Source organism: Erysipelothrix sp. HDW6B (assembly GCF_011301115.1).
In the GTDB taxonomy this organism is placed as follows: domain Bacteria; phylum Bacillota_I; class Bacilli_A; order Erysipelotrichales; family Erysipelotrichaceae; genus Erysipelothrix; species Erysipelothrix anatis.
In genome coordinates this window covers 1,868,782-1,891,250 of sequence record NZ_CP049860.1, presented here as the reverse complement: position 1 = coordinate 1,891,250, position 22,469 = coordinate 1,868,782, and the positions used below count along the sequence as shown (strand labels likewise).

Annotated in this window: 24 protein-coding genes; 22 read left to right on the top strand and 2 right to left on the bottom strand. The window is 35.7% G+C overall.

The features are described 5' to 3' along the window. The first annotated feature begins 7 nt into the window (after nucleotides 1-7). The 15 genes from G7061_RS09285 (at nucleotide 8) to G7061_RS09215 (ending at nucleotide 9,262) form a co-directional block, all read left to right on the top strand. On the top strand, nucleotides 8-442 hold the full coding sequence (locus G7061_RS09285) for a hypothetical protein (protein WP_166120825.1): 435 nt from the start codon (nucleotides 8-10) through the stop codon (nucleotides 440-442). Nucleotides 443-613: 171 nt separating this feature from the next. Further along, nucleotides 614-1,414, top strand: coding sequence for a hypothetical protein (locus tag G7061_RS09280; protein WP_166120822.1), 801 nt, complete (start codon nucleotides 614-616; stop codon nucleotides 1,412-1,414). A gap of 808 nt (nucleotides 1,415-2,222) precedes the next feature. Continuing rightward, entirely contained in the window at nucleotides 2,223-2,819 is a 597-nt protein-coding gene (locus tag G7061_RS09275; RefSeq protein WP_166120817.1) for a recombinase family protein, read from the top strand. Nucleotides 2,820-2,997: 178 nt separating this feature from the next. Beyond that, complete coding sequence (locus tag G7061_RS09270) at nucleotides 2,998-4,212, top strand: IS110 family transposase (protein WP_166120814.1); 1,215 nt, start codon at nucleotides 2,998-3,000, stop codon at nucleotides 4,210-4,212. Between the two features lie 77 nt (nucleotides 4,213-4,289). Beyond that, nucleotides 4,290-4,658, top strand: coding sequence for a TNT domain-containing protein (locus G7061_RS11030; RefSeq protein WP_166121349.1), 369 nt, complete (start codon nucleotides 4,290-4,292; stop codon nucleotides 4,656-4,658). A 9-nt stretch (nucleotides 4,659-4,667) separates the two neighbouring features. After that, the gene (locus G7061_RS09260) at nucleotides 4,668-5,066 is read left to right on the top strand and encodes a hypothetical protein (protein WP_159639251.1); all 399 of its coding nucleotides are present in this window, start codon (nucleotides 4,668-4,670) and stop codon (nucleotides 5,064-5,066) included. A 410-nt stretch (nucleotides 5,067-5,476) separates the two neighbouring features. Beyond that, on the top strand, nucleotides 5,477-5,737 hold the full coding sequence (locus G7061_RS09255; protein WP_166120811.1) for a CPCC family cysteine-rich protein: 261 nt from the start codon (nucleotides 5,477-5,479) through the stop codon (nucleotides 5,735-5,737). A gap of 179 nt (nucleotides 5,738-5,916) precedes the next feature. Then, nucleotides 5,917-6,216, top strand: a complete 300-nt coding sequence (locus tag G7061_RS09250) for a colicin D domain-containing protein (RefSeq protein ID WP_166120808.1) — start codon at nucleotides 5,917-5,919, stop codon at nucleotides 6,214-6,216. After that, entirely contained in the window at nucleotides 6,216-6,668 is a 453-nt protein-coding gene (locus G7061_RS09245; RefSeq protein WP_166120805.1) for a hypothetical protein, read from the top strand. Before G7061_RS09250 ends, G7061_RS09245 begins: the two co-directional genes overlap by 1 nt. Before the next feature lie 343 nt (nucleotides 6,669-7,011). Then, nucleotides 7,012-7,149, top strand: coding sequence for a hypothetical protein (locus tag G7061_RS09240; protein ID WP_166120802.1), 138 nt, complete (start codon nucleotides 7,012-7,014; stop codon nucleotides 7,147-7,149). Between the two features lie 19 nt (nucleotides 7,150-7,168). Then, entirely contained in the window at nucleotides 7,169-7,564 is a 396-nt protein-coding gene (locus tag G7061_RS09235; RefSeq protein ID WP_166120799.1) for a hypothetical protein, read from the top strand. Nucleotides 7,565-7,672: 108 nt separating this feature from the next. Beyond that, complete coding sequence (locus G7061_RS09230) at nucleotides 7,673-8,023, top strand: colicin E5-related ribonuclease (RefSeq protein ID WP_166120796.1); 351 nt, start codon at nucleotides 7,673-7,675, stop codon at nucleotides 8,021-8,023. Nucleotides 8,024-8,031: 8 nt separating this feature from the next. After that, on the top strand, nucleotides 8,032-8,535 hold the full coding sequence (locus G7061_RS09225; protein ID WP_166120793.1) for a hypothetical protein: 504 nt from the start codon (nucleotides 8,032-8,034) through the stop codon (nucleotides 8,533-8,535). Between the two features lie 280 nt (nucleotides 8,536-8,815). Continuing rightward, nucleotides 8,816-8,965, top strand: a complete 150-nt coding sequence (locus tag G7061_RS09220) for a hypothetical protein (RefSeq protein ID WP_166120790.1) — start codon at nucleotides 8,816-8,818, stop codon at nucleotides 8,963-8,965. 51 nt (nucleotides 8,966-9,016) lie between these two features. Further along, nucleotides 9,017-9,262, top strand: coding sequence for a hypothetical protein (locus G7061_RS09215; protein ID WP_166120787.1), 246 nt, complete (start codon nucleotides 9,017-9,019; stop codon nucleotides 9,260-9,262). Nucleotides 9,263-9,751: 489 nt separating this feature from the next. On the opposite strand, the gene G7061_RS09210 is transcribed toward G7061_RS09215, so the two are convergent. Continuing rightward, a complete protein-coding gene (locus G7061_RS09210) occupies nucleotides 9,752-10,714 on the bottom strand; it encodes an ornithine cyclodeaminase family protein (protein ID WP_166120783.1) in 963 nt (320 codons plus the stop codon). 1 nt (nucleotide 10,715) lies between these two features. Then, nucleotides 10,716-12,287 (bottom strand): BCCT family transporter, encoded by a 1,572-nt coding sequence (locus tag G7061_RS09205; protein WP_159644731.1) that lies wholly within the window; start codon nucleotides 12,285-12,287, stop codon nucleotides 10,716-10,718. A 223-nt stretch (nucleotides 12,288-12,510) separates the two neighbouring features. On the opposite strand from G7061_RS09205, the gene G7061_RS09200 reads away from it, so the two are divergent. The 7 genes from G7061_RS09200 (at nucleotide 12,511) to G7061_RS09170 (ending at nucleotide 21,961) form a co-directional block, all read left to right on the top strand. Then, nucleotides 12,511-13,206, top strand: coding sequence for a TetR/AcrR family transcriptional regulator (locus G7061_RS09200; RefSeq protein WP_166120780.1), 696 nt, complete (start codon nucleotides 12,511-12,513; stop codon nucleotides 13,204-13,206). 94 nt (nucleotides 13,207-13,300) lie between these two features. Then, nucleotides 13,301-13,471 (top strand): hypothetical protein, encoded by a 171-nt coding sequence (locus tag G7061_RS09195; protein WP_166082258.1) that lies wholly within the window; start codon nucleotides 13,301-13,303, stop codon nucleotides 13,469-13,471. Nucleotides 13,472-14,160: 689 nt separating this feature from the next. Further along, a complete protein-coding gene (locus G7061_RS09190; RefSeq protein ID WP_166120777.1) occupies nucleotides 14,161-16,818 on the top strand; it encodes an InlB B-repeat-containing protein in 2,658 nt (885 codons plus the stop codon). A gap of 45 nt (nucleotides 16,819-16,863) precedes the next feature. Next, entirely contained in the window at nucleotides 16,864-17,268 is a 405-nt protein-coding gene (locus G7061_RS09185) for a VOC family protein (RefSeq protein WP_159639244.1), read from the top strand. Between the two features lie 221 nt (nucleotides 17,269-17,489). After that, the gene (locus tag G7061_RS09180; RefSeq protein WP_166120773.1) at nucleotides 17,490-19,277 is read left to right on the top strand and encodes an InlB B-repeat-containing protein; all 1,788 of its coding nucleotides are present in this window, start codon (nucleotides 17,490-17,492) and stop codon (nucleotides 19,275-19,277) included. A gap of 253 nt (nucleotides 19,278-19,530) precedes the next feature. Beyond that, on the top strand, nucleotides 19,531-21,174 hold the full coding sequence (locus G7061_RS09175; protein ID WP_166120770.1) for a hypothetical protein: 1,644 nt from the start codon (nucleotides 19,531-19,533) through the stop codon (nucleotides 21,172-21,174). Further along, the gene (locus G7061_RS09170) at nucleotides 21,140-21,961 is read left to right on the top strand and encodes a hypothetical protein (RefSeq protein WP_159644718.1); all 822 of its coding nucleotides are present in this window, start codon (nucleotides 21,140-21,142) and stop codon (nucleotides 21,959-21,961) included. The genes G7061_RS09175 and G7061_RS09170 overlap by 35 nt, the downstream gene beginning before the upstream one ends. Nucleotides 21,962-22,469 lie beyond the last annotated feature (508 nt).

Genomic DNA, 22,469 nt, shown 5'->3' with positions numbered 1-22,469 from the left:
AACTATCATGAAAGAAATGATACAAGATATAATGAAAAAAAAATCGAATGTTAGTTTAAATGGTAGTACTTATATTTCGCCCAAAAACATTTGCGGACTGTTGGATATAATTGAAGAAAATAAAACGGTTCCTAGTATTCTTATTACTCCATATTTGATAAACGTGGAGGATTTAAGAGTTTATGAGTTACATGATTATGAGTTTGACATTGATGTTACTGAAGGAGAAACAATAGTTTTAAAATACAATAAAAATAATAGTTTACCAGATGAGTTGACAAAAAGAATAAATCCTGGAATTAGAGTATCTAAAGATAATTATTCGTTTGCCATTAACGAGTTAAGGAAATATTTAGATGCTATGGAAACAATGACATTTAATGATGTGACAAATACCTATTCATTTCTAACAAAAGAAAACTTGTACTATCAAATTTTTTAATAGAGGACAAGTAGTCTGTAATATGACTGCTTGTTTTTTATTTTGGATTCAAGTGTTATAAGCGGCTTAAATCCGTTGAATAAGTATTTGTGATGAAAAATAATTAAAATCGCACACAAGCGATTTATGCTATGATATATGCGAAATTAGTCGATGGTACGAGGTGTTGAAATGGCAAAAAGAAAAGGACGCTCAACAGTTAAGCGTCTTAGAATGTATAAGTTTGATATTGGACATAAGTTTGAATCCATAGAAGAAGCCAATAAAGTAGTAGAAAATCTTGTAGGGTTTATGAACTACCAATGCAAAGAACGAAAGTACTTCTGTCAAGCAGTCATTGGCATTAGTGAACTGGATGCAGAAAATACAATAGGGATAAAGACGGAGATTACAAATAAGCGCGGAAGACCTAAAACGCTACCCGTATTCACCAGTACGGAATTCAATGATTGGGAGAGTGGAGTACTAGACCACGTTGAACCGAGAGAAATCAAAGTAAAACCACATATTCACATGTTGATATTATGTTGCCCGGGAGAATCATTTGCGAAGCGGATAAGAAAATATCTATTAGGTGTATTAGCACCACTTGACGCAGAAGGCAATGAAACATCAGTCTACAAAAAGCCAAGTAACATAGACCACGCAATGTACATCTTCAAACAATCATCAATACGATATACGCCCAACTACAACTACTCACCAATGTATCAAGACTTCCCAGAAGAAATGACAATGGGAAACCTATTCACTTCGTACCGTCGATTATCAGATATGAAATTGAATACTGACAAGCAATTACCAACTTACAAAAAGCAGAAGAAAACACATTATGAGTTTCTAGCCATACGTAATTTTTACGCTACGATTGTACCCTATAAAACCACGAAAAAGGATTTAGTTCCAGAATATAAAGTGATAAAACCACTCAAAAGACAATACAATAAGCCTTTTAAACAGCGGAAATATTGAAATATAGGCGGGAATAACAGATTTACTCTAAAATAATAGTATTTTTGTTTAAATACTCATAAAACTGTAATATGGACAATAATACCAAAATAGAGCATACACTCATAAATAATCATAAAAAAATACCCAAAAAAGTCATAACCTTTCTTGAGTACTTATTAGTGTTCTTCGTTTCGTCAATCAATGTATTCCTAGTAAACAAAAATGATTAACGTTACGTAAAGAGGTTGCGTGTACCTTCAATGGCATAAGTAATCGTTTTTACGTTTCATGGTGATCCGAATATATTCTTGTTTCTATTCCGCGCTTGAAAAAGATTTCGATTAGTAAGACCTTACTTCTTCATAAAGTTTATCCACGAATGAATCCGTAAAACTGTTGATATTTAAATCAAGTTCTTTTTGACTAAATGATTCAAGTAAGGAATCTGTAACTCTTAGAGTTGAGAACTTATTTGGTTCTTCTTCAATGGCTGTGAATAACTTATCTTGTACTCTAGTGCATACTTCGCCTACAATCACTGCTTTTAATGCTTGATGTCATAAGTGTTCACTCCAATCTGTAAACACAGTGTAAGACAGCGTAACGTGGTTTGTAGAGTGACAAATATTGACTGTTGATAAATGTATACTTAAACCAACACATGATATCTCACGATATTGTGTGTTTTTTTGTGTTGGTAATTGTGATGAATCAGTTTAATCAATGTTGGTTATGTATCCCTGAGATAAACAAACACTTTTATGGGTTCCCTTTACAACCATGGTGAATGAATCATACAGTACGTTAAACGAAGGAGGTACCCCATATGAAAAAACGCACCTATGGTTATGCACGAGTCAGTTCGCAAGACCAAAGAAGTGATAGACAAGTATCACAGTTTCTAGAGTATGGCATTGATGAACCCCTTATCTTTGTGGATAAAGAAAGTGGAAAAGATTTCAATCGAAAGGAATATCAGTTATTAAAGCATTTACTCAATGAGGGTGATGTGTTAGTGATTGCAAGTATTGATAGATTGGGTCGTAACTACGACATGATACTTGAAGAATGGCAAGCCATCACTAAAGGCATCAAAGCAGATATCATTGTCCTAGATATGCCACTGCTGGATACAACACAAAACAAGGATTTGTTGGGTTCATTCATCAGTGATTTAATCTTACAAATCTTGTCCTATGTTGCAGAACAAGAAAGGTCAGATATTAAGAAACGACAACGAGAAGGAATACAAATCGCAAAGTCACAAGGCGTTCAGTTTGGACGTCCACAAATAGAAAAACCAGAAAACTTTGAAGAAATATTTAATGAGTGGCAAAGTGGTCGAATAACCGCTAAACAAGCCATGATTGAGACAGGTCTCAAACGTAATACATTCTATAAAATGGCTCGTTTAGCACTCTGATTGGTAAGTGCTATCGACGAATTCCGTATAATAATTGTGAAGACCCAAAAATCTTAAACTTAGAGACGTGAAAACTTGAAGACTTTCGTCCCCTTGCGGGCTGGTGAAATATCCAGTTATCGCTATATACTTGAGGCTGTCACGGGGTGTCCGTCATAAGAAAAGGAGGCATAAGATTATGACAACAAGAGCAGAGTACTATGTAGGAATTGATACACACAAATTTTCCCATACTGTAAGTGTCATAAACTATGACACCGATAAGATATTAACGTTTTCATTTGAGAATACACCTGAACACTTTGAAAGTGCATTGGGTCGTATCTTAGAAGTTACAGAGAATGAGCCATTAATATTTGGATTGGAAGATGTGAAGTCATTTGGCTTTATGTTTTCAGAGTTTTTAGATGCGCGAGACTATACCGTTCATCATGTCAATCCAGCACTTGCAGACTATTTACGACGTTCTTCGCCCAACTATAAGAAGAGTGATGATTATGATGCGTATTGCGTAGCACGTGTATTGAAAGATAGTCATAAAGAATTACCATTATTCAAACATAAAGAAGAACAAGAGTTGTTTTCTAATATTCGTTTACTCACCAATCTTAGAAACATGCTTTCAAATCAGAAATCAATCAATTATAGAGTTTTACATCAACAGTTAGAAAAAGTATATCCAGGGTATGAGAAGTATTTTTGTAATCTGCAAACAAAGAGTGCACAAGCCTTTTACAAACAGTTTCCATCACCACGTCATTTAGACGGATATACAACAGATCAACTAGTACAAGAAATAAAACAATACACACGTATCTTTAGAGCAACAACTGCCGATAAGATACTAACGAGTATCAAAGCGAATATAACCGCACACAGAAGCATTTATATTGAGGAGAGCATTGTAACGCTGATTGAAACGATACAGCGCACAAGCGAGGAAATAACCAGCATAGAATCGAAATTAGATGTATTGATTCATGAAACTGGTCTGAAGTTACAAACAATACCCAATATAAATACTGCTACAGCAGGAAGACTCATTAGTGAGATTGGTGATATCAATCGATTTAAGAATGAAAAGCAGTTAGCAAAGTTTTGTGGCATTGCACCAGTATCATTAGGTAGTGGTGGTAAAGATAGAGATTTTGTTTCTAAAACAGGTAACCGTAAGTTGCGTTCTACATTTTATTTCCTAGCAGTAGGTATGATATCGACGGATATTCATAGCAATGCGAAACAACCACAGTTTAGAACGTTTTATGAAAAGAAATTGAAAGAGGGCAAGAGTAAGTCTCAAGCCTTAGTTTGCATTATGAGACAACTTGTACGAATTGTATTCATAATGATGCGAGATAAGACAGAGTGGCGTCCTTTAGAATCAAATAATTAGGTTTTAATGAAGTATCAAATGTGTACATAGTAACTAATTCTAGGAAAACTTAGAATTGGTTAAGTACCTGTGGTAAAATTAAACATAAGGGGACGGGGAATACAAGTTGGTATAACGAAGATGGAAGTATAAACTATCCGCCCAATGATGGTGCTGTACCTGGAAGTGAAAAGACTGTAACGCTTAACACTGGAGAAAGTGTTGGAAGATATGGTGGAATTGGTGAAAATAGTAAATTTGTTACACAATCTGGTGCTTCATCAGACTCACTTTCGCTACCACCAAATACGGATCCTTCTACTTATCAAAATATAAAGATACTTAAACCAATTGAGGGGGTTACTCAATCAATTGTAGCTCCATGGGGTGATTCAAGTGGAGGCGGATTACAATACGTTTTACCTAAACCAATACAATGGTACATAATAAATGGTTATATGGAATAGGAGGATAGCATGCTTTTGACAACTAAAGATATTAAAAGGAAAGTTCAAAATTTAATTTTAACTAGTCCTTACTCATCACAACTAAATAGTTACTTGGATAATATGTATCACTTTACAAATCAAATCACTTTTCCAGGAGAATATATTTACTCAGATTCAGAGGGTTATCATCATGTATCAGTTCAAGAACGTGGTAACAAAGTAAATATCCAGAACACGTTAGATTTAGATTCGATAATTTCAGAAATTTTGTGGAATTTATCGTTCAATGTTTCATTGGTAATTTCAAAAAGAGACACTGAGAATTTTAGAAGTAATCTTCTTAACAATATAGTCAGTATTATTGAACCTCTCGGAGATATTTATGTTGACTTTGCCAGGAAAAAAATATTGGATTCTCTAGAGTAAGTTGTAATAGTCTGTCCTTTTTGGTGATTTCTTACTTGAGTTTAATTGAAATTAACATAAGGGGACGGGGAGTCATGGATACAATGGAAGTCGAGATGCCAGTGCTGACTTCAAAAATGGAAGTTCACTTGATAAACATTTCGGAGACCATGGTTCAGATTTCGGTTCACAAACTAGTCAAGACTATTTAAACAGTGCTAGAGATTTCTTAGATAATCCACCAAATGGATCAGAGAGTTTTACATCAAATGGTGGAACATACTTCCAATATGATGCATCTACTAACACTTTTGGAATCATCAACGAATACGGCGGAATATCTACATACTTCAAACCAGATACAGGAATAAACTACTGGTTAGAACAGATATCAAAATTTAAACCATAAAACCTATGAAGGGAGAAAGCTAATGAAAAAAATAGAATGTCCGTGCTGTTTTAATTATACAATTGAAGATTGGGGAGAAGAGATAATTGTTGACATTTGTCCAGTCTGTTTTTGGCAATATGACATTGTTGGTCAAGAACAAGTAGATATTGCAATTGGACCAAACAAAGTATCACTTGTAGAAGCGAGGAAAAACTATAAAGAATTTGGTGCTTCCTCAAAGAGATTACTACCAAACGTAAGAAAAGCCTTTAAAGAAGAGCTACCAGAGAATAATCGATGATGTGATTAAGCGATGTACTATCGCTTTTTCTTTGTTGGCGAATTTCAAGCAATTTAAACAAGGTACTTCATCAGAAGCAATAACTGATTCGAAAAACAATTAAAGTTGCACACAAATGATTTATGCTATGATATGTGCGAAATTCACATAAGGGGACGGGGAATGTTAATAGTAGTGATGTGACATATAATGATAGTTCGGTTGATAAGGCATTTAGTAAACATAGCGGAGATTTTGGAAGTTATCCAGATGGTAGTAGCAATAGTGTAAATAGTTTCAAAAATGATTTATCTAGTTTCATAGATAATCCTGATAATATTCAAAAACCAGGTACATGGTGGGGGAGCGAAGGAACTCATATTTTTAATCCCAATACAAATCAATGGGTATTTATAAATTCAGATGGAACTTTTAATACTGCATTTAAACTGTCAATTGAACAAATGAAACATTTATTAGAAACTGGAGTGGTTAAATAATGGGAACGTATATTTTTTCTGTTTTAAGTAAAGATGAAATCGAAAAAAAATCAATAAATCTTATAGTGGACAAACTACATAGTGAGTATTCGGATTTCGTAATTAAACATGAGAGATATAAATATTCAGAAAGAAGTTATATTGAAAATGATTTCGATATTGTTGGCATAGATTTTGACAAAGAACTTATAACACAGCAATTAGATGAGTTGATTGAAATAATAGTATTCATATTTAATAATATTTCGACGGAAATAGAAATTATTGGTGGATTTAATGACACTGAAAATGCTATTAGTCAGTATGAAACAGATAGATTAAAGAATTACCGAAATTGGAATCTTTTTGCATCAAAAAGTATTACTTCAGAAAATGATGCTTATAAAGTAAATGATGACATCTACATTTATCAAAGTTTTAAATATGATGGAATGGGAATCATTTTTGACTAACAATTGAAATTGTCAATTGAGATGAAAACGATGAAATTGCAACCTGAAATATGGTTGCTTTTCTTTTGGTTTGATTTCGGACTTTTAAACAATAGGATTTCTTTAGAAGAGTATTTGTATTGAAAAACAATTAAAGTCGCACACAAGCGAATTATGCTATGATTTAGATAGTTCAAAGGGTTTCCGTAGTGAACATAAGGGGACGGGGAATCTTGATACTCCAGTCAATGAAAATGATTTAAAACACGTCTTTGAAAACCCATCCCATGACCATAAATTAGATGGTTTTTTAGAATCATTTAAAGGCAATCAAACTCAAGCTTATAATGCTGTACAGCAAGCTATGCAAAAAATGGTTGATGCAGAAGGCTTAGCTGGAATGATAAGTGATATGGTTATAGATGTGAATGGATTTGACATTACTGTACGGGGGATGATTGTTGATGGGATATTTAAAATTGGAACATTCTTTATCACATAGAAAATTAGAAGGAGGATATATGAAAAAACTAGTTTACAAAGCAATCGAGATGTTACTTGATGGAAATAATGATGTATTGGATTGTCTGAGAAAACAATGGAAACAAGTTGAAAAGTTGGAGTATACAGATACTGGTGTAGGGATGTTTGTTTCATTTAGTATTTCTACCCAAGTAAATATATTAAATAATAAACATGTAAAGGATACGTTTCCATTTGGTGATGTATTCGGGACTGTTGATGGATTGTTTGGAGCAATAGGATTCATTATTTTTGTTGAACACGGATTTTTAAAAACACTAGAAATATATTCAATTGGTCAAGAATTTTGGGAGAAAGTTACTGATGAAACTGAACTATCATATGACAGTACACCTAGAGATATAAAATTACTTGAGAACTCTTGGAAAAAGTAATATGAATAACTAAGCAGTTCGAAAAATGAACTGTTTTTCTTTTGTTTTGATTTAAGCAATTTAATCAACATTCTTGCCTAACCCGAGTATTTGTATTAAACGAAATTAATGTCGCACACAAACGAATTATGCTATGATTTAGATAGTTCAAAGAGTTTCTGTAGTGAACATAAGGGGACAGGGAATGTCTCCGCCGATGACACTGAATTTTCTGACAAGTTCAGTAAACCTGGTTATGAAAACCAAGTTTCCGATAGAGGGTGGAGTAATCAAAAAATTGTTGATATAATTAATAATCCTTATAAGACATCGGATTCTATAAATACATACACTGGAAATCCAGTAAAGGTATACTATGTTGATGAAATGCACTATGTTGCAGTTGACACTGTTACCAACAAAGTAATTCGAGTTTCAGATTTATTTAGATCCGACTGGGTATTTGATTTATTTAGATAGGAGAAATAATGGCTGAAATTAATGAAAAAATGAACCACATTATCTATCGATTCACAATGTTAGATGGTGGAAAAATACGAAGATATATATCATTCAATGAATTGATTACTTTAGTTGAATGGCTTAAAAAATCAAATCAAACGAGTAAGTATATTAAGATAAATCCTTTTTACGTTAATGGCAAGATCCAAAGGCAGATTGAGTTCGATGACTTTATGTTCTATCTTGAATTTCGCGAACATCTAAGCGAAGAAGAACTAATGAAACATTGGAGTAATGTTTTAGGAACTAATTTTAATGATGCTCAATTAAGCGAACAATATAGAATAAAAACATCTTTTCCTCTTTGTTTAGAGGGAGATATAGCCGCGTTTAAAGAAGCGATTGATAAGTATATGGATTATCTTGTGGCAGAAATTCCTCAACTACTTCATAGAGCAATTAACTACTTAAACATTGCCCCTGACGATTGTGCGTTTGGGAATTTTTGCTTCGAAATACAGAGCAAATAGGAATAAAAAAGTGATTGCTGTTTAAGAAATCTAACTCTTATAGAGAACAAGAAAATACGGTATGAGGTTCCTTTTGTACCCAATATATCTGTGTTGAACGAGTAGTTTATATTGAAAAACAATTAAAGTCGCACATAAACAATTTATGCTATAATACATGCGAAATTAACATAAGGGAACGGGGAATGTTAACACAGATGGTCTACCAGAAAACGACAAAATTACAGGGTATACCAAACATGGAACTGAGCAAGCCTTGGGTAGAGATGGAGGAATTGGAGTGTCTAATGAAGCAATTTTGGATGCAGTTAATAACCCAGTAGAAATTGTGAACCAAACGAGTGACTTAGGACCTACAATAAAGTACATTGGTGAAAATGCGACAGTAGTACTAAATGAGCTTGGAAAAGTCGACAGTAGTACTAAATGAGCTTGGAAAAGTCATTACTACATGGGCAAATGGAAGTGGAGGAGTTAGACCGTGATTAGACTGAATGAAAAATCGCTGATGCTTTTAGAAGACTGTCTTAATGAATGTAATCCAAAGTTAATTTCAGTTGTGAGAGATAATTCTATACATTCTTATACTGATGAGTTTTATAATGAATTAAGACAGTGTGTAGGAAGCATTCTAGTACAAAAAGGGTTTAATAAGGACTACTCTGTAAATTCTTACGGTCAGCAATTGGAAGATTTGATTGATGAAATAGGTAGACTTTTTATGTAGTATCTATCTCTTAGAATTTAATTTTCATTGCTTGATTTATTATCGAGATAGTTCAACAGAATTGCAGTTTTTAACAGAACTGCTTTTCTTTTGGTTTGATTTCTGGGTTTTAAACTACAGAATTTCTTTAGACGAATATTTGTGTTGAAAAACAATTAAAGCCGCAGACAAGTGCTTTATGCTATGATATATGCGAAATTAATAAGTGTCGGAGTAACATGTATGTCTGCTTGAGAACTTAAAATGGTTAATATTCATATAACCCATAAATTCGCTAGTATTGAGGACGCTCAAAGTATTGAAAACAGTCTTATTGATCATATTAGCGATACATATATAAAGCATGAGCCTTTCCGATTGAGGCTTATTGGTGCTAGTGAAATTAAAAGTCGTTTCGTAGAAACAGCAGATACTGAGATTACTAAAAAGATTGGTTCCAGGGAACCAATCTTTCTTTTTTATACGTAACACAATGTAAAACTGCTAAGACTATTCATTCGTAATCGCTTCATAAGAAGCAATTGCAATGGCAACGTCAAGGACACATGACCCGACGCTTTCGTACAATGTTATTTCTTCATCGTTTTCACGTGCGATAACATTACCAGCAAGAACATCACCGACGGATCCGACGACTTTTTCTTTACTTATGAGTCCTTTTTCGACAGGAATGATGACATCCCCAGCGGCGGCCCACAATCCATCAACATGTTCAGTAATAATGCGGCTTGCTTTGACAACAACATCTTCCTCAATCTCTTGCATGTATGGTGTAAATGATCCGATTGCATTTACATGAGCACCTTCACGAAGCGCTTGTGCGCTGAATACTGGTGTATGTGAGGTTGTACATGTACAAATAATATCAGATGCTGCGACACAAGCATCGGCACTTTCTGCAGCGATAATTTGGTAGGGTCTGTTCTGAACAGTACGAATGCGCTCAATGAAGGCATTGATATATTCTTCCTTAATGTCATAAACATAGACTGCTTCAAGTTCACGAACTTCTTGAATAGCAAGGACTTGCGTAAATGCTTGTAATCCAGAGCCGATGATTCCCAATGTTCGAGCATCTTTACGAGCCATTACATCAGTAGCAACACCAGCGCTTCCGCCAGTCTTAATTGCAGTGAGATAGTTAGCTTCAAGTAATGCTTCCAATTCCCCCGTTTGATTGGAATAAAGACTTATCGTAGAAATTACACTAGGTAATCCCTTATTCAAGTTTGCTGGAAAGACTGAAGAAAACTTAGAGCCAAAGTAGGGTTTTGTTTTGCTAATAGCTGTGAGCCATTGTGCACTGTTTTCAACATCAATAATCGGCATAACAATACGATCCCCCGTATAAATAAGACCTTGTACATTTTCTAAATAGGCTTGACGAAAGATATCAAGCGCCATCGGCATTGTAACAATTTCTTTAATTTGAGCTTCTGTGATATATTTCATGTTAGTTCTCCTTAGCATTGTTTTCTAATGCGTCTAATCGTTCGTTACGTTCCATATATTCATCCCATTTCTTACCGTCATGTTTAAAGAAGGCAATGAAGATTATCACAATAATAACCATCGTTAAGATTCCGGTAGAGAGACTGATAGTTTGAATAGGTCCCAAACCACCAATGAAAATAAGAACAAGTCCTAAGGCCCCAAGTGCAATTGCCCAGAATATTCGGTTGGTACGTCCAGGTTCCTCATTGGCAGGAAGATCGTTCGTTGATACGATTGCGAGTGTATAGGCAGCACTGTTAATAACTGTGACGGTTGATACGGCCATAACTGCGAGCATCACTACGAGAACGACCGTTGCTAGTGGCATTGTTTTAATAATGGCGATAATAGCATCAGTAATTCCTTGGGTTTGGAAAATTTCAATGACATTTACAAGTCCTGTTTCATAAGCATTCATGCCATAGTAACCAAGAATAATGAAATGCAACCAGCAACCAACGCAAGAAGCACCAGTCGCACCAAGAACAAGTTGTTTGATCGTACGGCCACGTGAGATGCGAGCTAAGAAAATACCTGTGTTTAAGGCATATGCTGACCACCATGCAAAGAAGAAAATGGTCCATGATTGCGGGAATGTACCAGCAGAGTGTGGCTCAGTGGTCATCATCATGCGGAAATAATCACTGACAAAGGTTCCCATACTATCTGTAAAGTTGTTTAACATGTATGATTTTGGACCTATTAAGAATACAAAAGCTAGGAGTCCGATGACCATTGCAAGTTTGATATTACTGATCAATTTCATTGATTTTTGTAACCCACCATAAACTCCAAATACAAAGAAAATAGTAAAGAAAATTAGAATTCCGGCATCAATCCACAACGTATATTGAATGTTGAAGAGATCAACAATGATTGCACTGATTAAAGGTGTTGAAAGTCCAATCGCTGCCGATACAGCACCAATGATCCCCATCATATAGACGATATCAATTACTTTTCCGAGTAATCCTTTAGCGTTTTTCTCTCCGATAACGGATGCACAAGCAGTACTCGGACGGTTTGTGTTTTCGCGTTTAACAAAGAAGAAAAAACCAAATACAACTGCTACAGTTGCATATAGACCATATGCTGAAGGTCCCCAGTGGAAAAAGCTGTAGGTTGACGCATAGGTCATTGCTTCACGTGACAGTGGCACAATGTCGAAAGGTGGTGCCGTTGCGTATTGGAACCATTCGCTAAATCCCCAATAGATAGCGACCCCCGAAGTTCCAGCAGCAAAGAGCATTCCGAGCCAAACTGGTGTGCTAAACTCTGGTTTTTCGTTTCCGAGTTTCTTGTTGCCATATTGGCTGAATGCAAGGTAAACCATAATAAAAGTATTGGCTAGGAAGAACCATTGCAGTGCCCAACCAAAATTACCCGTAATGACTCCAAATATTCCGTTAAAAGCATTTTCGGATGCTTTTGGGAATAGTGCAACTAATGCACAAAATACAATGACGATAGATAAAGGTATGAAAAATAGACCTTTATCGATACTCGCCTTTTTCTTGGATTGTGTATCCATATCTTCCTCCTTGATAGTTTTCTCTCAAACTAATCACATGACCATTATATAATCAAGTGATTATAATATGAGACAATATTCAAAAAATAGTGAAATATATCACATGTTTTTTGGAAAAACGGCGATTTAGGAGGGCGTTTGTTTGAAAACCATAAGATTTCACACTGTTTTTGTGTTTGCATGCATTCAACTGCTATAATTAAACAAAGAAAGAGGCTGATTTATGAATCCGAAAATTACAGTGAGTAAGCAAAAGTATCGAACGATGCGCTATTTCATTGATGCCACAAAAGAAATTGCGGCCGTCGAAGGAATTGATAAACTTACAATTCGCAATATAGCCGACCGGGCTGGCTACAACAGTGCCACAATATATAATTATTTTGAAAACCTGGATAGCTTGGTTGCACTTGCAATGATTGATAGTGTGACTGACTATCTCTATGGATTTGATCGAATTCTTAATAGCGATTATGATCCGATTATGGCACTTTTATTATCGTGGCGAGTCTATGCTGAGTGCTCATTTCCAAATCCAGAGATCTATGAGTATGTCTTTGCTTCAAAACACTCCGATTATGTATTATCAAAACTGGAATTGTATTTTGATACTTTCCCAATTGAAACGCATCATGTTAATACAATCGTCACGAATCAAGATATGCTGACGCGAAATCGTTTGCTTTATGCACCATGCTTTGAATTGGGTTATTTTAATCCGGAAAAAGAAGATTATATCATCGATTTTTGTTATATTCTCCATGGTGGATTTTCCAAGCGTATTTTTACAAAAAATCAAAGCATTGAGCAAGCGGTGATGCTTATGCTAGAATATTTAATTGAGTTTCTAGCAAACCACATTGAACGAGACGACATCCAATGCCCGACGCTTGATGAAGTTTTAGCGATTGAATACTAATCCCATTTTTAGTTAAGAGCTCGCACGTTACTCTGAACGAGCGATGCATTATTATACTGTGCAATATGTACACAAACAGAGGAGGAACTTTATCATGATTAAAGTAATTTCGATTTACGATTTGTTCAAAGATTATAGGGGTGGCTCATTTGAGTCAGAACTCATTGATTTTGGTGAGGACGTTGGCAATGAAATCATTGATTTTGGAAGCGATGCCAACAATGAAATCACAAAAGATCAGGTTGATAAGAAGAAAGACTGCTAATATTCTTGGCAGTTTTTTTCTTGCTTAAGAGTTCAAAATAGTTGCAGTATTATTTAAAATGCATAATTTTTCGATCAAGGTTCTATTCTCCCATGTCTGTATTTCAGTATGTACGAAGTGATAACATAAGCACAACTAAAACTAGAATAACAGAGAAAGAAAAAGAATGGATATAAGCTTAGTCACAATGACGAAGAATGCAGTTCAATGTTTATATTGAAAAGGGCACAATTCGATGATGTCGCAATTATCAAGTTGGAGTGAATGCCGATGATGAGTGAGTTGCGAATTATAGCTGTGCAACTCCCTTACAAATAGATTGGTGGACATCATAAAGATAACCATAAGGGGTAGACTAACTTAATTCGTGTTAATTTTTCTATGATTAGGATATTTCATAGTTTTTATATAGCGAATATGAGGTTTAACCTAATAACTGAGAGAACTTCAAAATTAGTGTGCATATCCAACCAAGACTGCTACGTTATGTAGCGTTTTTTTTATCATATAAATAAATACGAAATATGCAGCTGAATTTATGGAACGCCATTCTATGTATTTTAATAAAACATCCATATTTTAATTCTCTGGTACACTGTTTCATTCTTCTGTAACACTGACGAGATCTCATTCTTTGCTACATTTTATAATTTAGGTAGATTCATAAAGAACATTGAAAGGAGATTATGATGAAAAACGTCAAACGAAATACATTTATTGCTGTTGTTATGTCATTCTTATTGGTATTTGGATTAACACCAATTCATGCGAATGAGAAAAGTACAATTCAGACTGTGGATGCTTTGAAAGAAGCAATTGCAAATGCAGACGATGGCACGATATTGCAACTTGATACTGCATTCGTTTCAAGTGATGTAGATATCGTTCTTAATGGTAAAACAGTAACAATCGATGGTAATCACGTCGTATGGGATACGGGAGGTATTACTATAAGTGGGAATGGCTCACTAACAATTACTGACCTAGATATGGAGGGGAGCGCAATTCCTAACCGACTTATTACAAATAAGTTAACCAGTGGAACGTTAACACTTCAAGGATTAACCCTTCAAAATGCAACACAAGGTGCATTAAACATAGACACCCAAGCAGATGCAAAGACAGAAATTGTGGATACCCATATATTTAATAATACTGCCGGAAGTGGACCTGCGATGTACTTAGGAACAAACTCCAATGTCTTGATTTCATATTCGACGATTGAGAATAACTCAGGAACTGCAGGTGGATATGAAGCAGGAGCGATTGCTTCAAAAGGATACAATGCAAACCTTCAAATTCAAAATACAATATTCCGCAACAACATTAACAAAGCTGCCTTTACAGGAGTGTTTGGCGGTGGTGGCGGGGCAATGTCGTTACACTACCTAACAGGTAATGTCTCAATTGATCAGTCATATTTTATTGGTAATGAAACAAATGGAAATGGTATAACCCCTCAGAAGACATTTGACGGTGGTGCTATTTATGTTTTTGATGGCCGTGATGGCGCTGAGTTTACGATCTCGAATTCTACGTTTGCCTATAATATCGCCTATGATGATGGTGGTGCAATCATGTTTCAAGGAACAGGTAATCCTGGTCTGACAACAACAATTTCCAACAGTACGTTCTACGAAAACAAAGCATATGGATTAGATGGTGCTGGTTATAGTGGTGGAGCGATCCAGTATTTTAAAAATGGTGGTTCATCTCGAATGACGAATACGATTCATGCGTCAACGTTTGTTGGTAATCAAGGGGGAGACGAAAACTCGTCACTTGAACAACGTGGTGGTGCAATTGGCTTAAGTGGTGCGGGGACATTTGCGACAGCAACCGTTTCAAGAAACAATAGTTTATTCCTTGGTAATAGAGTCTACAATAATGATGGAGTTTTAAATCATTCTAGTAATTACAAAGATATTTCAAACAATCAAACTACTCAAAAAGGCACTGATAACATTATAAATGTGGATAAAGGAGTAGACTCAACCCAACTCCTTCAAGACATTTTGGGTATTAACGGGAGTTTACTTGTACTAAACCAAACAGAAATAACTGCAGGAGTAGAGCGTAGTGCAGTTCCTACAGTGCCGTATAAACCAGAAGGAATGGCGGATAATACGTATACCGGTAAAGGTGAACTCTTATTAAACGATCAACGTCTTAATAATCGGTATAAAGCACATGGTGCGGTTCAAGCATCATGGATTAAATACGATGCGAATGGCGGAGCTTTTGGATTAATGGCGATGGATTCCTTTGATGGTACAACGTACTATGAGGCAAATGATTCATCTGTCGTATCAAGCTATTATAAACTAGGGTTCATTCATAAATTGGGATCAATCATTGATGATGAATCTGTGAACCTTAGTCGTGAAGGCTATACCTTTAGAGGTTGGTCAACTGATGAGAATGCCACGGAAGCGGATGTGATATATGATCCGTTTAATGAAATTATCTATCCCCAACAAGGGGTAACCTTGTATGCGGTCTGGGATGAAGTTGTGCCTATTGAATCGTATACAGTTACGTATACCGACGGAGTTGCTGAAGCGGAGATATTTGAAGATCAAAGCTATACAGTCGATGCCGGGACCACAACACCTGCCTATCAAGGAACATTTGAACGTGAGGGCTATACCTTTACAGGATGGTCCCCACTTCCAGAAGATACAGTTACGCAAGACCAAGTCTATACAGCTCAATGGGCAATTAATAAGTACACGATTTCATATGAAGCAAATGGTGGAACGCCAGTTAATGAAGAAACCGTTTCTTATATGGATGTGTTCAAGGAACCCGTAAACCCAACCTTATCAGGGTATATGTTCGAAGGGTGGTATCGTGACGAAGCCTTAACGCAACGTTACAATTTTACGACCCCAGCGATTTCTGATGTTCACCTTTATGCCCAATGGATTGCGAAAGAAGAACCAATCACTGTTTATACCATTATTTATGAAGATGGTAGTGCTGACGCATCAATATTTGAGCGTCAGCAATTCAAGGCAGCAATGGGTGATCCTATGCCACAGTTTGTCGGTACACCCATCCGCGAAGGTTACACATTTATTGGATGGGATCCAGTGCAAACAGAAACCGTACAAGGGAACGTAACGTATCGTGCACAGTGGAAAGCGGACGTACTTCCAATCGATCCAACTGACCCTGTGAATCCATCCGAACCCCCTAAACCAGAGAGTCCGCACGAATCAGAAGATGCGTTACCATCTACTGGCGTTGCAAACAATCCAATAGGACTTGTTTTGATGATAAGTGGTCTTGCATTATGTGGTGTAGCGATTCTTATCTGGTTTAAATCAAAGCATGAGAGATGACGCCTTTTTATCTTAGGATTATAATAAGAAAAAAGGAGGCCTATTATGCCAACAATGGTATTTGTTAATTTTCCCGTAACACAACTGGACCGTTCTATACACTTTTATACATCCCTTGGTTTTAAGCAAAATTTGGAATTTTCAAATGATCAATCTGCCGCAATGATGTGGGATGATAATTTTTGGATCATGCTTTTGACGCATGAATTCTATAGCAAATTTATTGGTTCGCGTGCGATAGCGAATACCCAAACTCATAGCGGTGCCCTCATTGCTTTTAGCCTTGAAAGTGCCAATGCGGTCAAAGAATTCGGTAAGTTAGCAGAAACCAATGGTGGAACGGTATATCAAGTTGATATGGGCATTCCGGAATCAGTCATGTTTGGATTAGAAGTTCAAGATCCTGATGGTAATATGCTCGAACCATCTTGGATGGACATCAACGCTTAAACTAAGCAACAAGAGTTATTGCAAAAACACCCTACTCAGATTTAAGGCACAATGAGTTAGGGTGTTTTTGCTTTACTTACTAAATGTACCTTCGATGTGAGTACCGATAAGCAAGTGTCTTCAAATTATAGGTCTTCTCTACTTTCTATAGCACTTTACCTGAAACCGTTTACAGTGTTCAGGGAGGGGTGTACGATTATGATAAACAATAGGAGGTAGTTATGAAAAAACTAGTAAAAAAATTTTCATTGATTATGTTTATTGTACTGATGGGGATGGGGAGTTTAATTCCAATACATGCACAAACCCGTGGGGTGGGTCCAGAAATGAATTACGACGAACCGATCATGATGGCTTACTATCGAACATGGCGTGATGCTGCAATGCCACACGACTCTAACTCTAACTTACCAGACGCAAATGTCATCAAAATGACAGACTTGCCTGCAGAAATTGATATCGTATCGGTCTTTCACTACGTTAATCCAGGAACAGACCAAGACCTTTTTTGGGAAACATTAAAGAATGAATATGTACCAACACTACATGAGCGAGGTCAGCGTGTCGTCCGTACATTAGATTATAAAGAATTACTGAAAATCAAGACGACAACGGGAAAAGACAGTACAACCTTAACTGATGCAGATTATCATGCATTTGCCCAATCGTTAATCGATACCTATATGACACCATGGAATCTTGATGGGCTTGATGTTGATATGGAAACAAATCTTAACAGCGAAGAGGTTGCGGTTATATCCAACGTCTTTATCCAACTCTCAGATATCCTTCAAATTAAAGAAGGCAGTGATAAACTTTTGATTTATGATACAAATAAAGATAACCATGACCTTTTTAGAGAGATTGCACCGCATATTTCTTATTTGTTCATTCAAGCATATGGTCGTAATCCTCAAAGTCTAGATCGTACATGGGAAACCTACCAGTCTGACATTAGTTCGACGCGTGTTCTCTTTGGAGTTTCGTTTTACGAAGAACAAGATAATACCAATTGGAATGATGCTCTGGGTAAGTTTAGCGAAGAAAAATATCTAGCAAGCCGTGCATATCAATATGCAAAATGGCAACCTAAAAATGGCGAAAAAGGTGGTATGTTTGTCTACGCAGTTGATCGTGATGGTAAAGACTACCGAGAAAATACAATCAGCGAAACAGATTTTGCATGGACCAAGCGTATGATGCAAACACTCGACGAAAGTCGTGTTGAGAAAATTGAAGACATTACAATCGAATTTAGAAATTCACGAAATGAACTTCTTAAATCGGAAACATTAAAAGCGGTTTACAATTCAGAGATATCAATCGAGATTCCGACCCTAACAGGATATGTATTCAACGGGGATTTGGCTTCCTTGAAATACACTGTTAAACAAGGTCCACAAACGGTTGTAGTCAGTTTATCACAACTATTTGATGTAACGTTTGAGGTTAATGGCGGTTCAACTGTATCAAGTCAAAAAATAGTTGAAGATGGCGTGGTGACAATTCCAACAGAACCAACACGTCTGGGATACACTTTCGATGGATGGTATACCGATATGGCATTCACCAATCGTTTTGATTTTGATCAAAAAATGAATCAAAATACGACGCTATATGCGAAATGGAACAAACAAGCAGTTTCCTACACATTGTCATTTGAAACGGGTGAAGGAAGCAAAGTTTCACCACAAACAGTTTTAGAAAATACAACTGCATTAGTACCAGCGAATCCAACACGTGAAGGATATACATTTGACGGTTGGTATACAAGTGCGCAATTTACAACTAAGTTTGACTTTGGAACGCACCTGACTGCGGATACTACAGTCTATGCGAAATGGCAAAAAGTCACCCCAATTGGTCCAGTGACTCCAACGAAACCAAAAGAAGTGCTTCCAGCAACAGGAGCATCAAATACATTGATGAATTTCGCCGTTGCAACGAGTATCATTGGTGGGTCGTTACTAGCGATCAATATGTTATTAAAACGTAAATCAGAAAATTAAAAACTAAAAGCCAGACAAATGCAAAGGTGTCTGGCTTTCTAACGATGTATACGTTTGCTTCCAAACTTGAGTAAAGAAGTATAACTTTAGAATTTTAAAAATAGAAGAGTATATCACATAAAATGTACACATCATCTAATTTAATTGTCAATTCTTATATAAATACATGTTTAGAGGATAAGTTAGTGTATAGATTCACATTAATTTGCTACAATGCAATTACTAATACATTTTGGGGGTGTATAAATTGAGAATGAAAGTAAGAAAGTCCTTACTTTTTTTATGTATGATTGTGATTCTGGTTGGATGTGGTGCGGTAACCAAATATAAAGTTACAGTGGAGCCAGAATCAAAAGAAATTGTACTCGCTGTTGAAGTGGAAGTGGCACATGATGACTACAAATATTTAACAGGTGGGAAAGAGTCATTGTTATCTATTATTTCATCAGAAATGCCTTTAAACTACACGTTTGCACAGGTAGATGAAACGAGTAAGGATATTTATAAATTTACCGTAAAGTATTCGACTTATGCAGAATACATCAGTACATACGAAGCGTTAAGCAATAAGAAATCGCAAAATGAAGCAGTTGTAGAACCATATTCAAATAAACATCCTTTTCATTCGTATTTTAATATAAAATTTAAAGATAATCCGGATGTATTTATGTCTTGGTTAAAAGATGGCGTCGTTAAATCAGGAAAGTTAATCAATACTACAGAGTCATCCTTGATTTCGTCATCTTCCACCTCTTATTCTATCTCGGGAAGTAATAAACAATCGTTTGATACTCGAATCGATATTGATCAAGTTCAGAACATCGACGCTGTAGTTTTTGAAGTGACTGCCAAAAGGGATAATCGAGTCGATTTGAGTTTGGCATTTAAAACTACTGATCAATACACTGATTTCGATGAAAATCTGAATGGATTTCTTAAGGACAAACTAAAATTGGTTACATTCCAACATCAAAGCAATGGGGAAAACCACTCAATTTACATAGAAGATGTTGATTTGTTAAATCCAGAGATGATGTCGGAAGTAATGTCTGTATATGGATCATCATTTATGACAGTTGATCATAAAAGTAATTTCGAATCATCGTTCTTTTTTGACGAACATTACCAATCTACCATTATAAAGTTGAACTCTGATTCGTTATTTAATTTAGAAGGTACGATGCCAATTAAAACTGAGGCCAATTATGAAGGTGTTGAGCGCGGGTTAGAAAATTCTAAAAATGAGAAAAACTCTAATGATAATTTCAACTCAATTACACTTACATCTTCCTATAAATCATTTAAGGTTGTAGCACTCGCTTTGATTGTTGTTGCCGGAATATCACTAATTGGTCTAACTGTCGCAATATGGTTAGTAATTCGCAAATATCCGGAAGAATCTAAAGCGTTGTGGAAAAAGGCGAAAGAACAAGCAATCAGGAGCTTTAGATGGTTGAAGATGAAAATTGTTGAGGGACTTAACAGACTCGAATCAAAGCAACAACAGAACTATAATCCAATTTTCTCGTACGACAGTTCATGTTTATCAGTTCAGGGTCAGCTAATTCATAGCAAAACAATAACATGTACATCAATGACAAGACGTGGTTTGGTATGGTCAGAAATATTTGAAAGCATCCTAGTTATGCTCATAGCGCTTGTGTTTATGCAAAGAGGCAATATGATTGCGTATGGCGCATTATTGCTGGGTATAATCGGATTATTTAAGACGATTAGAGAAAGGACCCTTGTGGTTATTATGATTGAAACGACTTGTGCAACAAGGAGTTTTTATTCATTTACCAATGATAAGGTTGATGGCGAATACCGTAGACTTGTAGAACACATCAAAGGAGAAGATTATGAAATCAAACATAAAACGACTAAAACAGTCTAAATTTTTAATTAACGAAGGTGTAATTGAGTACAACAATCATCTGATTCAAATTCGTAATATAACCCGGATAGCTTGCGGTAAACTAGATATTTCCATCCCATACTTCCGAATTATTTTAGGGGTGATTTTAGGAATCGCATTGGTAAAAATGCCAACACCTTTTAGTGTTGCTGGATTCATGCTAATGGTAGTATCCAGTATGATTGCTGGATACTATGCTTATATGAGGTCATTCTCGTCCTTAAATTTCCAGCTTGCCTCAGGTGATATAGTAGCATTTGAATCTCAAGATTTAAATTTCCTGGAAAAAAGCTATAATACAGTGAAAAAAATTATTGAAGAAGGGGGTAGGTCAGTTCAAAAAGTAGAATTCGACTTTACTAATGCAACAATAACGAATTCGAATATTGCAGCGGGAGATGTAACAGAGTATCGTGACATTAAAGGTTCAACAATAAACTCAACAGTTAAGGATAGCGTCGTATCGAATGTGGGCGGTGATGATAAATCTAACCACGGTACTATCATCACGGAATCAAGTATTGGCAGTATGGGAGACATATCCAATATAAATATAGATTATGTGCAAGTGACACATGATTTAGAGTTATCATTAGAGCAAATAACGGATTCTGAAGAAAAAAAGAAAATTGAAAAAGCAATTGCGTTCTCAAAAGCAAATGATCAGAAAGGTTTATTAAATGCAATGAAAAATCTTGCAAAACCAACAATAGAAGTATTGAATGGTTTGGCTTCGCTAGCTACAATTTTATCATTCACAATGTAGCTATCTAATCAATAAAAAAGTGATACATGGGGGATGTATCACTTTTTTTTTGTAAGGGCTATGGGGGATAACTCTTACAATGAGGAAATAATATCTCGAGGCTCGTGAAATGTATTGGTAGTGTAGATATGGGGTTCATTTCAATTAATTTGAGGTTTCGGATTACAGGGGTATGCTCCGATGTGTTAATAAGCTGAGTGCTGAAACAGTGTGTAAGCAAAGTTCCAACATATTATTGAGCCGAAGATAAATCTATAAGTATAGATATTATAGCCGAGATATTATTAGGAGTTATAAATGCTGAAGCAAGCGAATACATGAAATGTTTGGGGCATCTAAATGTAATGATAAATTTAAGTGCTTGCTTCAACAAGGACATCATACCAATCCAATCGGATGCTGTGGTTGATTTGTCATGAACCAAGCCCATTTTGTCATGAAATAAAGATGTTATAAATATATGAAGTGTATATGTATTCAAATTAAGAATTATTAATTAAATCTTAAT